Origin of the sequence: Pseudomonas proteolytica (assembly GCF_007858275.1) — a bacterium.
GTDB lineage: Bacteria > Pseudomonadota > Gammaproteobacteria > Pseudomonadales > Pseudomonadaceae > Aquipseudomonas > Aquipseudomonas proteolytica.
The window spans coordinates 252,819-266,409 of record NZ_VFEV01000001.1 but is presented as its reverse complement, the minus strand read 5'-3'; the positions used below and the strand labels follow the sequence as shown (position 1 = coordinate 266,409).

Annotated in this window: 11 protein-coding genes and 1 pseudogene; 3 read left to right on the top strand and 9 right to left on the bottom strand. The window is 54.2% G+C overall.

Annotation, left to right across the window (positions count from 1 at the left end):
- Positions 1 to 382 precede the first annotated feature (382 nt).
- From FIV38_RS01200 to FIV38_RS01185, 4 genes are read right to left on the bottom strand one after another with little or no spacing between them, the layout of a single operon-like run.
- Complete coding sequence (locus FIV38_RS01200; protein WP_029291958.1) at positions 383 to 1,540, bottom strand: osmoprotectant ABC transporter ATP-binding protein OsmV; 1,158 nt, start codon at positions 1,538 to 1,540, stop codon at positions 383 to 385.
- On the bottom strand, positions 1,537 to 2,190 hold the full coding sequence (locus FIV38_RS01195) for an ABC transporter permease (protein WP_027604864.1): 654 nt from the start codon (positions 2,188 to 2,190) through the stop codon (positions 1,537 to 1,539). The genes FIV38_RS01200 and FIV38_RS01195 overlap by 4 nt, the downstream gene beginning before the upstream one ends.
- Positions 2,191 to 2,203: 13 nt before the next feature.
- Positions 2,204 to 3,097 carry a glycine betaine ABC transporter substrate-binding protein gene (locus FIV38_RS01190; RefSeq protein WP_029291956.1) on the bottom strand — a complete coding sequence of 298 codons (894 nt, stop codon included), beginning with the start codon at positions 3,095 to 3,097 and terminating at the stop codon, positions 2,204 to 2,206.
- Positions 3,098 to 3,117: 20 nt separating this feature from the next.
- Complete coding sequence (locus tag FIV38_RS01185) at positions 3,118 to 3,870, bottom strand: ABC transporter permease (protein ID WP_262375158.1); 753 nt, start codon at positions 3,868 to 3,870, stop codon at positions 3,118 to 3,120.
- 295 nt (positions 3,871 to 4,165) lie between these two features.
- Between FIV38_RS01185 and FIV38_RS01180 the strand changes: the two genes are divergently transcribed.
- Positions 4,166 to 5,749 (top strand): peptide chain release factor 3, encoded by a 1,584-nt coding sequence (locus FIV38_RS01180; RefSeq protein WP_029291952.1) that lies wholly within the window; start codon positions 4,166 to 4,168, stop codon positions 5,747 to 5,749.
- 113 nt (positions 5,750 to 5,862) lie between these two features.
- Here FIV38_RS01180 and FIV38_RS01175 read toward each other — a convergent pair whose 3' ends face one another.
- From FIV38_RS01175 to FIV38_RS01165, 3 genes are all read right to left on the bottom strand, one after another.
- On the bottom strand, positions 5,863 to 6,825 hold the full coding sequence (locus tag FIV38_RS01175) for a hypothetical protein (protein ID WP_092238337.1): 963 nt from the start codon (positions 6,823 to 6,825) through the stop codon (positions 5,863 to 5,865).
- 143 nt (positions 6,826 to 6,968) lie between these two features.
- On the bottom strand, positions 6,969 to 7,970 hold the full coding sequence (locus tag FIV38_RS01170; RefSeq protein ID WP_092238334.1) for a hypothetical protein: 1,002 nt from the start codon (positions 7,968 to 7,970) through the stop codon (positions 6,969 to 6,971).
- A gap of 17 nt (positions 7,971 to 7,987) precedes the next feature.
- Positions 7,988 to 9,088 carry an alpha-xenorhabdolysin family binary toxin subunit A gene (locus FIV38_RS01165; protein ID WP_092238331.1) on the bottom strand — a complete coding sequence of 367 codons (1,101 nt, stop codon included), beginning with the start codon at positions 9,086 to 9,088 and terminating at the stop codon, positions 7,988 to 7,990.
- A gap of 501 nt (positions 9,089 to 9,589) precedes the next feature.
- Here FIV38_RS01165 and prfC point away from each other — a divergent pair.
- A pseudogene (gene prfC / locus FIV38_RS01160) lies at positions 9,590 to 9,940 on the top strand (peptide chain release factor 3); the annotation flags it as partial.
- A gap of 243 nt (positions 9,941 to 10,183) precedes the next feature.
- Entirely contained in the window at positions 10,184 to 10,612 is a 429-nt protein-coding gene (locus FIV38_RS01155; RefSeq protein WP_139273590.1) for a hypothetical protein, read from the top strand.
- 87 nt (positions 10,613 to 10,699) lie between these two features.
- Here FIV38_RS01155 and FIV38_RS01150 read toward each other — a convergent pair whose 3' ends face one another.
- Positions 10,700 to 11,047, bottom strand: coding sequence for a hypothetical protein (locus FIV38_RS01150; RefSeq protein ID WP_092238326.1), 348 nt, complete (start codon positions 11,045 to 11,047; stop codon positions 10,700 to 10,702).
- 254 nt (positions 11,048 to 11,301) lie between these two features.
- The gene (locus tag FIV38_RS01145) at positions 11,302 to 13,560 is read right to left on the bottom strand and encodes a TonB-dependent siderophore receptor (protein ID WP_092238322.1); all 2,259 of its coding nucleotides are present in this window, start codon (positions 13,558 to 13,560) and stop codon (positions 11,302 to 11,304) included.
- Between the last annotated feature and the right edge of the window lie 31 nt (positions 13,561 to 13,591).

The following is a 13,591-nucleotide window of genomic DNA, read 5'->3' as shown; positions in this document are numbered from 1 at the left end:
AAGGCATGTCGCCGAAAGCAAAAAGGCCATGGGATAAGCTTCCCTTGGCCTTGCTGTCTCGTCGTCAGTACTTGAGCCGGATGGATCGTTTCCAGCATGGACGTTCGGCGCGAACTTTAGGGCGTGAGGGGCTTGAGATCAACTAAAAATGTCGCGTTTTTGCACGCGTTCGTCGCGAGGCGCAGTGCAGCTACTTATGTAACCGACCGGTGTGACGGATTGATGTTCCCCAGAGAGGAGGAATCAGGCTATTTCCTGACACCCAGCAGAACTAAATGTGGGAGCGGGCTTGCTCGCGAAGGCGGTGGATCAGCAGCCCATTGAGTGACTGACACGCCGCTTTCGCGAGCAAGCCCGCTCCCACAATTTTGACCGAGTGGTGTCAGGCCAAGGCAGTCTCGGCAGGTGAAACGATACTGGTCTTGCCCCCACGGGACTTGCCGGAGCTCAGGTACTCGGCAATCGACTCCTGGGTCACTTCACCCAAAAACACCCGCTCGGCATCCATCACCGGCAGCCACGAGCGGTTGAACTCGTACATGCGTGACAACAGGATGCGCAAGTGCTCGTCAAACGCTGCGGTGGCGTTGAATTCGCGCAGGTATTGGGCGCAGGTACCAGTCTGACGATGCAGGTCGCGACGTCGTACATAACCCAGCGCCTTGTTCTCGGCGCAAGTGACCACCACATAGCGGCGGTCATGCTCGTCCATCAATTCCAGGGCATCGGCTACCGGGGTTTCCGGGCTGACCGACGGGGCGTTGTCTGCCGCGTCTTCGGCCTTGACCAGCAGCAGGCGCTTGAGGGTGCTGTCCTGGCCGACAAAGTTGCTGACAAACTCGTCGGCAGGATGGGCCAGCAGAGTGTCCGGATGGTCGATCTGCAACAGCTTGCCGGCGCGGAAGATGGCGATCTTGTCGCCCAGCTTGATTGCTTCGTCGATGTCGTGGCTGACCATGATCACCGTCTTGTTCAGCGCGCGTTGCATCTCGAAGAACTCGTTCTGGATCATCTCGCGGTTGATCGGGTCGACCGCGCCGAACGGCTCATCCATCAGCAGCAGCGGTGCGTCGGCCGCCAGGGCACGGATCACGCCGATCCGCTGTTGCTGGCCGCCCGACAGTTCGCGCGGGTAGCGGTGCAGGTACTGCTTGGGCTCGAGCTTGATCATGCTCATCAACTCGCGGGCGCGGTCGTGGCATTTCTGCTTGTCCCAGCCCAGCAGCTTGGGCACGACCACGATGTTTTCCTCGATGGTCATGTTGGGGAACAGGCCGATCTGCTGGATCACGTAGCCGATGTTGCGGCGCAGGGTCACTTCGTCGAGGTCGGTGGTGTCTTCGCCGTTGATCAGGATCTTGCCCGAGGTGGGCTTGATCAGGCGGTTGATCATTTTCAACGTGGTGCTCTTGCCACAGCCCGAGGGGCCGAGGAATACGCAAATCTCGCCTTCATTGACGGTCAGGCTTACATCGTTGACGGCGGTGACAGTCTTGCCGTTGCTTTGGAAGGTCTTGGACAGGTTTTGAAGTTCGATCATTTGAGCAATCCTTTTGGAGTCAGCGAGCGTTGCAGCCATTGCAGAAGCAGGTCGGCGAAGATGGCCAGGAGACTGACCAGCACGGCGCCAACGATCAGCATCGACATGTCGCTGCGGCTGATGGAAGCCAGAATAAGTACACCCAGACCACCGGCACCGATGGTGGCGGCAATGGTCATCACACCGATGTTCATCACGACGGCGGTGCGCACGCCGGCGAGGATCACCGGCACGGCGATGGGCAGTTCGACCATGCGCAGGCGCTGGCCGAAGGTCATGCCGATGCCTTTGGCGGCTTCGCGAATGCCCGGTTCGACGCCGGTCAGGGCCAGGTAGGTGTTACGCATGATCGGCAGCAGGGAGTAGAGGAACACCGCGGTGATCGCCGGCATCGGCCCCAGGCCCTGGCCGAACTTGGAGTAGAACGGCAGCAGCAGGCCGAACAGCGCAATCGACGGCACGGTCAGCAACACCGTGGCGCTGGCCTGCAACGGGCCGGCCAAGGTCGGGAAGCGGGTCATCAGCACGCCCAGGGGCACGCCTACGACAATCGCGAGGATCACGGCGATACCGACCAGGGTGATGTGCTGCCAGGTAAGGTGCAGGACTTGGGCCCAATCAAGATGGGAAAAGGCGTTCAGGAATTCCATGTCTTCTCCTCTTTTAGTTGAGTGGGTGCTGGCGCAGGAAATCAGCGGCAACGGCGGATGGGCTTTCATGGTCGACGTCGACCCGCGCGTTCAGCTGGCGCATGGTTTCGTCGTCGAACAGCGCGGCCAGTGGCTTGAGGTCGGCGGCCAGTTGCGGGTGAGCATCCAGATACACCTGACGCACCACAGGCGCTGCGGTGTAGTCCGGGAAGTAATGCAGATCGTCTTCCAGCAGCTTCAACTTGAAGGCGTTGAGGCGTCCGTCAGTGGTGTACACCAGCCCGGCAAACACTTGGCCATTACGCAGCGCGGTGTAGACCAGGCCTGCGTCCATCTGCCGGGTGTTCTTGCGGGTGAGGTTCATGTCGTACAGCTTGACCATGCCGGCCATGCCGTCGGAACGGTTGGCAAACTCTGTGTCCAGGGCCACCAGGCGGTTTTCCTTGGTGTCCTCGGCCAGGGCCTTGGTCAGGTCGCTGATGCTATTGACCTGCGGGAATTCCTTGGCCACGTTTTCTGGCAGTGCCAGCGCGTAGGTGTTGCTGAACTTCGACGGCGACAGCCAGACCAGGCCTTTTTTCGCGTCGAGTTCTTTAACCCTTGCGTAGGACTGTTCGCTGTCGAGCTTTTCGTCCACATGGTTGTAGGCCACCAGGGACACGCCGGTGTATTCCCAGATCAGGTCCAGTTGCCCGCTTTCCTGGGCGCTGCGCGCCAGGTTGCTGCCCAGGCCGCCGGTCACGCGGGTGTCATAGCCCTTGGTGCGCAGGTACTGGGAGGTGATTTCCGCCAGCAGGGTCTGCTCGGTAAATACCCGGGCACCGATGCGGATCACCGGTTTTTCGGCGGCTTGCGCAATGCCTGCAAACAGCAGGACGCAGCCTAATATCAAGCTCAATTTTTTCATGTCGATTCCTTTACCCAGCCTTAAGACGGACGCAACCCGCGTTCCAGCCAGAGGCGGCTGGCCATGGTCACCAGACCGTCAAGCAGCAAGGCCAGCAGCGCGGTACACGCGGCGCCGAGCAGCAATTGCGGCTGATTGTTCAGGGCGATGCCGGGGAAGATCAGGCTACCCAGGCTGTTGGCACCAATCAGGAACGCCAGCGGTGCGGTGCCGACGTTGATTGCCAGGGCCACGCGCACGCCACCGATGATGATCGGCACGGCGTTGGGCAGTTCGACGCGAAACAACACCTGGCGCGGGGTCATGCCGATGCCGACGGCGGCTTCCTTCAAGGAACCCTGCACGTTTTTCAGGCCTTCGTAGGTGTTGCGCACAATGGGCAGCAAGGAGGCGAGGAACAGGGCGAAGATCGCCGGGCCGCTGCCGATGCCGAGGACGCCGAGGGCGATGGCCAGTACGGCCAGGGGAGGGACGGTGTTGCCGATGTTGAAGATCTGCATGAAGCGTTCTGCGCGCCCGACCATGTTCGGTCGGCTAAGCAGGATACCGGCGGGGATGCCCACAACGAGGGCGGCCAGCATGGAGACTAGAACCAGGATCAAATGAGCTTGCAGGTAAAACAACAAATCGTCGCGGTACAGTTCGATCGTGTTGATGCCGATCCAGTGGACCAGCAGGGCCAGGAGAGCGACGACAACCACTCCTCCTATCAGCCCTTTGCCATAGCGAATAGCCACAGGCGGACTCCTTTTTTCTTTTGTCGGCGAACACATTTCCGAGCGGCAATGCCATTCCTGGCTGTCGGCGAATAGGGTCGCGAAAAGCAGCTCGCCAATACCGGCAACGCGGTATCAAATCGAGCCATGAGCGCAGCCTCGTCAGGCTAACTTGCTGATTTTTCAGCCCCTGTTACGAGTGCGGTAGCAGGGGAGTGGACGTCTCTACCTTTTAAAAGGTTCCATACTTGGCAGCATTTAGCCACCCCCAATGGGCTGAACGGTGGTCTGGCTCCCTGGGTTTGCGCTATACTCGCCGCCCTTTTTTGACTCACCTGCCAGGCGATTTCCCATGACCCACCAGGCCGCCGAAGTCGCGAAACGCCGCACTTTCGCCATTATTTCCCACCCCGATGCCGGTAAAACCACCATCACCGAAAAGCTCCTGCTGATGGGCAAGGCAATCGCGGTGGCCGGCACGGTGAAATCCCGCAAGTCCGATCGCCATGCCACCTCCGACTGGATGGAGATGGAGAAGCAGCGGGGTATTTCCATTACCACGTCGGTCATGCAGTTCCCCTATCGCGAACACATGATCAACCTGCTCGACACCCCGGGCCACGAAGACTTCTCCGAAGACACCTACCGCACCCTGACCGCGGTGGACTCGGCCTTGATGGTCCTCGACGGCGGTAAAGGCGTCGAGCCACGCACCATCGCCCTGATGGACGTGTGCCGCCTGCGTGATACGCCGATCGTCAGCTTTATCAACAAACTCGACCGGGATATCCGCGACCCTATCGAACTGCTCGATGAAATCGAAGCGGTCCTGAAAATCAAGGCCGCGCCGATCACCTGGCCGATTGGTTGCTACCGCGACTTCAAGGGCGTGTACCACCTGGCCGATGACTACATCATTGTCTACACCGCCGGCCATGGTCACGAACGCACCGATGTGAAAATCATCGAGAAGCTCGACTCCGACGAAGCCCGCGCCCACCTGGGTGACGAGTACGACCGCTTTGTCGACCAGCTGGAACTGGTGCAGGGCGCCTGCCACGAATTCAACCAGCAGGAATTCCTCGACGGCCAGTTGACCCCGGTATTCTTTGGTACCGCACTGGGCAACTTTGGTGTCGATCACGTGCTTGATGCTGTCGTGAACTGGGCGCCGAAACCCCTGGCGCGAGTTGCCAATGAGCGCACCGTTGAGCCGGTCGAAGAAAAATTCAGCGGTTTCGTATTCAAGATCCAGGCGAACATGGATCCCAAGCACCGTGACCGTATCGCCTTTATGCGTATCTGCTCCGGCAAATACGAAAAAGGCATGAAGATGCGCCACGTGCGCACCGGCAAGGACGTGCGCATCGGCGACGCCCTGACGTTCTTCTCTTCCGAGCGTGAGCAACTGGAAGAAGCGTTTGCCGGCGACATCATCGGCCTGCACAACCACGGCACCATCCAGATCGGCGACACCTTCACTGAAGGCGAAGCACTCGGCTTCACCGGTATCCCGCACTTCGCCCCGGAACTGTTCCGCCGCGTACGCCTGCGCGACCCGCTCAAGTCCAAGCAACTGCGCCAGGGCTTGCAGCAATTGGCCGAAGAGGGCGCGACCCAGGTGTTCTTCCCCGAGCGCAGCAACGACATCATCCTCGGCGCCGTCGGTGTGCTGCAGTTCGATGTGGTCGCCAGCCGCTTGAAAGAGGAATACAAGGTCGAATGCTCCTACGAGCCGATCACCGTGTACTCCGCGCGTTGGATCGATTGCAGTGACAAGAAGAAGCTGGAGGAATTTTCCAACAAAGCGGTGGAAAACCTCGCCATCGACGGCGGCGGTCACCTGACCTACCTGGCGCCGACCCGGGTCAATCTGGCGCTGATGGAAGAGCGTTGGCCGGATGTGAAGTTCCGCGCTACCCGTGAGCACCACTAAGCGCTGAATGGCGAACCCCAAAGCCCCCGAAGCGATAGCCTCGGGGGCTTTTTTTCGACGGAAATTTGATTTTTTGCTTGCTGGTAGTCGATGAACATAAATGATTTTATGACTTACTCAAGAGCCACGGGCTGATCTCCCAGGTTTGATTTAACACCGTTCCAATCATTCATTATTTTTTGCATTCTTGTTCTGAAGACCTTCAGCATCTTTACGTTGTTAATGGTGTCGGCATTCTCTTTTGAGTTTCTAATTAAACTGCACGTATCGATCCAAAGTACTTCAAATTTGGATAGTGCCGGCTGCACAACAGATAGCGATTCGGAAAGATCTAAGAACATCTCGAGTATGTGGCCGGCTATTGGCGACGAATGAGCTGATACTCCGAACTTCCCTATGATGAAGCGGAGGTTTGAATAATGGCTTTTTAATTCTGTGTCTTTCGGGTTTTTAACGATCGCGTCCATAAGATTAGTCAGGTTGGGGGCTAAGCCATGAAGGCTAGTAGCTAACGCCGCATTGATTACTGGGCGTACGTCGTTTGCTAGGAGTACTTTTAAGTCTGAAACTTTTTTTTGAAATTTAGAGACGTCTTCTAAAGCGCTTGATGTTGTGTCTTGAAGTGCTTGTATATAGTTCGATAGGTTTTGAACTTGGCTGGCGTCTTGGATGCTCAATATTGAGGAGTTAAGCTCGGCAATCTGTGCTTGAGTGAAACTTTGCATGTTCATGCCAGCTTCGGTACTGTCGATTACTTTGATGACAGAGTCGCCAAATAATTGAATATTGTTCGCTATGAATAAGAGGTTTTTCCGAGTGCTCAAGGTTTCTTGACTAAGTTCTTTTCGTGTGACTATATAGAATTCTACATTCCTAGCGAACTGTTCAAGTCTATCTCTGTCGTTTGACCAGTAATGTGGGGTGTTTGGGTTGTAACGCTCATAGTTCGCGATATCACTGAAAAGAATGCTGTGAAAACTTCTTTTTTGCATAATTTGATTCCAGTGGCGCCATCGCGGACTCAGGCAGCTGGAAGTGCCATCTTCAAAAAAGAGATCTATCGTTAATCTGTCCATGTGGTTTATTCCTTGCGGTAAATAATCGGGCTTCTGATATATTATTGACTGCTTATTGTTTTGGACCTGATCTGTGGTGTAATGATTTATTTCGTTATGCGTGATTTATATCACCGCCACAGATGTCGGCGGCCTGTTCGTGGTTAATCACGTAGCCAATAAAAGGCAATTGAATCAATGTGTGCGGGGAACTTGGGGAAGTTTTCCAGGAGCTTATTTGTCATGCTGATCAAACCTTCTTTGGAGTTGAGATCGGAGTTGGTGCTGAAAACGACGTTGATGAGTTTCACGATCATGTCTATCGTCTTTTTACCCTCTATGACGTACAGCATTCGAGGCTCGATAACGTCGAGAAGGGCCATCAACTGTGATTTTTTGTCGTCTATAATATTGACCTGATGCTGCTCAAAATTCATTTGCGCTTGTCGGATACCAATTTCTCCCGCCAACTTGTCACGTGCTTCAACTAAGTGGGTGTATTTAAGATGTTCGTTCAAGATGTTGAGTAGTTTATGCGCGATATTCATGCCTGCTTTGACTGCGTTTTTTGCTTTTTCAGAAGGTTTGTCAATGGCACCTGTGACAGTTGTTTTTAATTCTTCAATGATGGGCTCGCCTCTATCAATGAAGGTTCTCGATTGATACTCAAGAATTGCCTTTTCAAGCACGTCATGTTGTTGGCGAAGCTCAGTAAGTTTTTTTTGGTCGCTGGGAAGGTTGCTGAGGAATTTGTTGCGCTCAGAATCAAGTGTGGAAACCTCCCCGAAGTGATCGGAGATGGTGGTTGTCTCAAATCCACTTAGAGCAGACGTCATAGTGCGTGTAGTTGCTTCAAGTTCTGACTTGAGCGTTTCCAATGCCTTTTTAAGTTCCTTTTTTGAAGAGTTGATAGTCGCGTCATTAGTGCTGTTATTTAGAATTTTTAAATATTCCCTGAATTCTGTGTCATCCAGAGTGCTTGACAGGTCACTTAGTGATTCGTTAAAGGTCCTATCAGAATAGCCAAGTGTTTTTTTAAGGCTCTGTAGCTCTTGGCTAAGCGCTACAAGGTACGCATTGCTCAGTTTGACGTCCGCATATTCGCGTATCAGGATTCGTGCTTTTAGAATGTTTGGTTTATATGGGGTGAACAAGTCAATAGGCATGTTGGCATCATCCGCAGTTAGTTGCTCTGACCAAGGGCCGTCGTCATGTCGTTCATGTAGTTTTTAATCTTTTTCCATCGGCTAAGTACAGCGGACATTTTAATAATGAAAATGGTAAGCTCACTAAAATCCTTTGTTTTGATCAACAAGTTTCTTGAAGCGTTAACTTCCTTAATCGTAGTGCTCCACAGTGTCTCAATTTGCGTCAAGCCGTCGATGGCACCTCTAGTGAAAATGCTGAGGCTACGCATCGAAGAGTGAATACTCGTCAGCGTCGCAGCAGCTTTTTGTAGCTCGGCCTGCCTGGACCTTAACTTATCTTCGTCATTCTGCAATTTCGTTATCTTGGCGCTGTATCCACTATCGCGCTTGCCAAAATATGCGCCGCACAGAGGAACACCCACTACTGGGATTAGAAGGGTGCCAAACATGAACCATTCACCGACACTGTACTTTGATTCTGTCCTCAAATCGCTAATGGACTTATTGATCTCAACGAGCTTCGCAGTAATCTCTCTCAGTTCTTGCAATGTATTGGAACTTAGTGCCTTGGCTGCTTTGTTACCAACATCTACTTCAATTTGATTAAGGCTCTGGTCAAAAAGCACTATTTTGTTTTTTATTGCTGTAGCTACAGCTTTTTTGTTGTTGATTGACTCAATAATTGACTGTACATATTCGTCGATTGTAGAGTAAGTGTCTTTTGTCTTGGTGTCGTTTTCGTCAAGAGGGCGTCGAAACATCCGAATCTGATCTTCGGTTAAGTCACTGGTTTTACTTTTGTAATCTCCATAGCCATCCATTCCTGTAATTTCATTAATAGCAGGCTCTGTGTAATCGTTAAGGTCTTCGGCGAATCTTTTTAGGGAACTGGCAACTGTTATGATATCAGTCTCCAGAGGTGACCACAGAGCAGCATGTTGGTTGATTTTTTGGAACGAGGTTAAAAGTTCAGAGGCGCTAATGCCGTTGTCGCTGACTGAACCCTGATATTGATTATTGACACCGTCGAGCGTGGTCGGAAGTGATAAACCAGTATTCACATATTTTCTTACTTTCTCCACATCGTTACCGGTTACCTTTGCATTCGGAGGGATGTATTCAATATCACTGTTCATAATTTACTCCGTTTACTTAAATGGTTGTGTTGCGTTACTGAATCTACAGTTCTTTTTGAAGTGGTCATACTGTCATTTCTAACAGTTGACAATGTGTTTATACGGGTTCTAAGTGTGTTGTTAAGGAATTTGTTAAAAAACAAATGCTTAGCTCGGCCAAAAGTGCTATTGGTGGCCCGTGGTATTCAAGTCTCAATGTTTTTATTTGGCGGAAAGATCGGTGGGTCGATTGATTGGAAATAAAATAAATCGGTGTGATGTTTTTTTGGAATATCGCTAACTCTCTCTATGTATGTTTTTGTTTTTCTAGTAATCATCGTATTGTTCTTACTTTGATTCTCGCGGCATTAGGAAAGGGCCGCCCTTGCCTGTCGACCGGCTGGAACTGCTGCAGGGTGCCTGCCACGAGTTCAATCCGCAGGTGCTACTTGACGGCCATCTGACGCTGGTGTTTTTCGGTGCTGTACTGGGCAACATCGGTATCAGCCCCAATTGCGCTAGGGCTTGCAGCAACTGGCCGAAGAGGGCGCGACCCAGGTGTTCTTCCCCGAGCGCAGCAACGACATCATCCTCGGCGCCGTCGGTGTGCTGCAGTTCGATGTGGTCGCCAGCCGCTTGAAAGAGGAATACAAGGTCGAATGCTCCTACGAGCCGATCACCGTGTACTCCGCGCGTTGGATCGATTGCAGTGACAAGAAGAAGCTGGAGGAATTTTCCAACAAAGCGGTGGAAAACCTCGCCATCGACGGCGGTGGTCACCTGACCTACCTGGCGCCGACCCGGGTCAATCTGGCGCTGATGGAAGAGCGTTGGCCGGATGTGAAGTTCCGGGCGACGCGTGAGCATCACTGATAAAGAGAGTGTTTGGCGCTTCTGACAAATGGAGCGCTATCCACTGCTTATACCCTTGAACCCCCGCAGATTTAAACATCTGCGGGGGTTTGTTATATCCGGTATTTGAAAAAGTTCTGACAGGCCAGCAACTCAACAGCGTTACTGTCAGGTTTGACAGTAGACGCTCTATGGCAATCCTCCTATTTTCCTCAGCGTGAGGGTTCGCCCTCGTGAATGAACCATGAGCGGGAGGAAGGAATCATGTCGGATAAATCGAGCTTGGGCGTTGGTCAGTTGATACTTACGGATAATGGCCAACGTTTTGAAGCGGGTGGCGGCAATATGTATAGCGGTGGAAACTACATTGTATTGGTTGGGAGTGCGGGTAGTGTAAGTGACGGTGGGAGTATTCAGTTGTGGTTTTATGATACTCCGGAATTGTGGGCGCTCAATATGCCCTTGGGTTCAAGTTGGAAGGCAGAATTTATTCCGCGTTCAGATCCGGGGCGCACATGGACAGCCAATGCGGGAGCTATTAGTGCTGTGGTAAGCCAGCGTGATGCACTTGCAATCGTCTCGTTCAAGTTTACTGCGCGATATCCTGGTGTGCCTTTTACTCACGAAATAGAAGGCTTTTGGCATTGCAAAGGGTTTAACGCTCTGACAAAGGACTCTGTATTCAAGGAGTGAGACACAGGCTGCGTAGAGTGGGTACTGATTGAACCAAACCTGAAGAAAGGGCGAAACCTCAAGGTTTCGCCCTTTCTTGTTTGACGACTAGAGTGTATTTGGCCCCACTCGCAGCTGTTTCAAGGAAAGCTCGGCACCCACCCGTACGGCTTCAACCTGCGCAATAACGGCATCTTTCACAATCGCTTCACCAAAGTCCGTCAGCTCTTGGTTCTTGATATGTTCCACGCTGAGATAGAGCAAGTGCAGGGCAACGTCCATGGCACTCTGGAAAGATATCAAGGTGTTGTTCTGCCCTAGTTCCTCCATGACCGCTTCCCAGCGGCGATCCGATTCTTTCTGGATATTTTTGAACTCGTCAAATGTAACGTCATCATCTGCGTAGATAGCGGTCAGTAGGTTTTCCAAGGAGCGGGATATGGCGCGATACTTCATGAATGTCTACCTGTTGGTAAGAGGGAAGGCGGTAGACTTTAATCGCAGCTTATAGGGGGGGCAATATTAAAACGGAGGATGTTACATGTTTCGGAAAGTGCGAATTTTTGAAGCGGTTTAATGCGATCTTTTTGTAGGGCGCTTCCACTGTTTTTGTTTTTTTTGATAAGCGGACTACAAATAAAGTTGAGTGAGCGGTAGTTCAAAAGCACCAGGAAACGTTGCGCCCGGTGTGCCGGGCGCAACGGTCATTATCAGAACGAAGCAGTCACCGACGCAAAGTAAGCACGCCCTGGCTCGTTATAGGTCTGTGCGCCCGCGTCATCCGCGTTGCCTTTGCGATACAGGCGCTTGTCCAGCAGGTTTTCGATGCCCACGCGTACGCTCAGGTTCTTGGTGAACTCATAACCACTGCTCAAGCCCATCAAGCCGTACGGGTCGACATCCTGCTGGGCAGTGCGATCGTAGTTGTTGGCGCTACGGGAGTTGAGGGTGGGCGCCTCTTGCTTGCCGTAGTAGGTGCCGCTGACTTGGAACGACAGCTTATCGGTGGCCTGCCAGTCGAGTGTGGTGTTGACCGTGTACTTGGGGATGATGCTCAACGGCTCGCCGGTGTCTTTGTCCTTGGAGTCGATCATGTAGGTCAGGTTGGTGTTCCAGTCCAGGTCGTCGCGCAGGGTCATGAACAGGTTGCCCTCGATGCCCTGGACCAATGCCGCGCCGCTGTTTTCCCATTGCAGCACGCGCCGACCACCGTCCAGGCGGAAGGCGGCCTGGTTGCTGGCGTTGATTTTGTTCTTGTAGTCATTGCGGAAATAGGTCGCGCTGGTGCGCCAGGTGCCTTTGTCGAAGGCCAGGCCGATTTCCTTGTTGACGCTGATTTCCGGTTTCAGGTCCGGGTTACCCACCAGGTAGCAGCCACCGGAGTTGGTTTCGCCGGCATTGCAGCCGTTGCCCCGGCTGTACAGCAAATAGTTGGGGTTGGACTGGTACAGGTTCGGCGTCTTGTAGGCCCGGGCGATACCACCCTTGAGGCTCAGTTCATCGGTCAACTGGTGCGAGGCGTTGAGGCTCGGGCTCCAGTTGCCGCCGTACTCTTCAGGGTTGTCGTAGCGCAGGCCGGGGGTAATGATGGTCTTGCTGCCGACTTCGATGTTGTCTTCGGCGAACAGCGCGTAACTCGACGCGGTGGTCTTGGTGCTGCTGCGGCTGACGCCCGGAATGCTGGGAACGCCGCCGGTGCCTGGGTCGTAGCTTTGGGGGCGCAGCGAGCCTGGGTCGTTCATCGACTCATAGAGGTATTCGCTGCCCAGGGTCAGGACTTGCTCAGTGCCCAAGCTCAGGGGCAGGTTGACCTCGGCAGTGGCGCGGGTGTTGCGCAACCGCGATTCGAAACGCCCGGCCGTGGCTGACGGCGCGCCCTCGCCGGAGCCCGCCAGGCCTTCGTTGAGGCGCTCGTTGCGGGTCAGGTCGTGGCTCAGCGAGGCCATGGTCGAACCCCAGTCAAACTCGCCGCGGTGGGTGGCGGAGAAGCTGCTGCGCTGGATCACGCTGGTTTCCTTGCCGACCAGGCTGTTAACGAAGGTGCCGCCGCCGTTGAGCATGGTGTCGCCGGCGAAGATATTGCCCTGGCGGCTGTAGCTGGCTTCCAGGTCCAAGGTTTGTTCAGGGGTGAATTGCCAGCTGAGCAGGCCGTTGACGTCCTTGTTGCGCACGCCTTCGCGGCCCGCTACCAACGAGTCGGCGGTGGCCTGCTCGGCCTGGTTGATGTTGGAGTCGTCGGCATCGGTCTTGTTCAGGCCGCCGTAGACCCGGAACGCCAAGGTATCGCTCAACGGGCCGCTGAGGTTGAAGTTGGTGCGTTTGCTCATGCCTTCGGCGTCGTCTTCCGGCAGCGACACATAGGTGGTCAGCGAGCCGTGCAGCTGGTCGGTCGGGCGCTTGGTGATGATGTTGATCACCCCGCCCATGGCGCCGGAGCCATAACGCGCGGCAGCCGGGCCACGCAGGATTTCGATGCGTTCGACTTCCTCGGCCGGCACCCAGTTGGTTTCGCCACGGGTGTCGCGATCGCCGCTCCAGCCGTAGCGCACGGCGTTGCGCGAGGTCGATGGCTTGCCATCGATCAGGATCAGGGTGTTTTCCGGGCCCATGCCGCGCAGGTCGATCTGGCGATTGTTGCCGCGGCTGCCGCTGGAGCTGTTGCCGGTCAGGTTGACACCTGGCTCACGGCGGATGATGTCCGACAGATCGTTGGTCGGTGGGCGCTTCTTGATGTCTTCGGCGGTGATGATCGACACGCCGGGAGCTTGTTTGAGCTCTTCGGCGGCGGTGCCCAGAATTCGTGTTTCGCTCAGTTCCAACGCTTGGGAGGTGCCATCGACTGGCAGGTCGCTCGCTTGCACCGGCACTTTGCCGTGTTCTCTTTCCTGGGTGTCCGCGAGCAGTGCGGGGGAAGAAAGGGCGGCGATAAACGCCAGGGAGAAATGGCTGAGCCTGAATCGAGGTGACATGTCCGCAAAATCCTTTAAGGAAGGTGGCAAC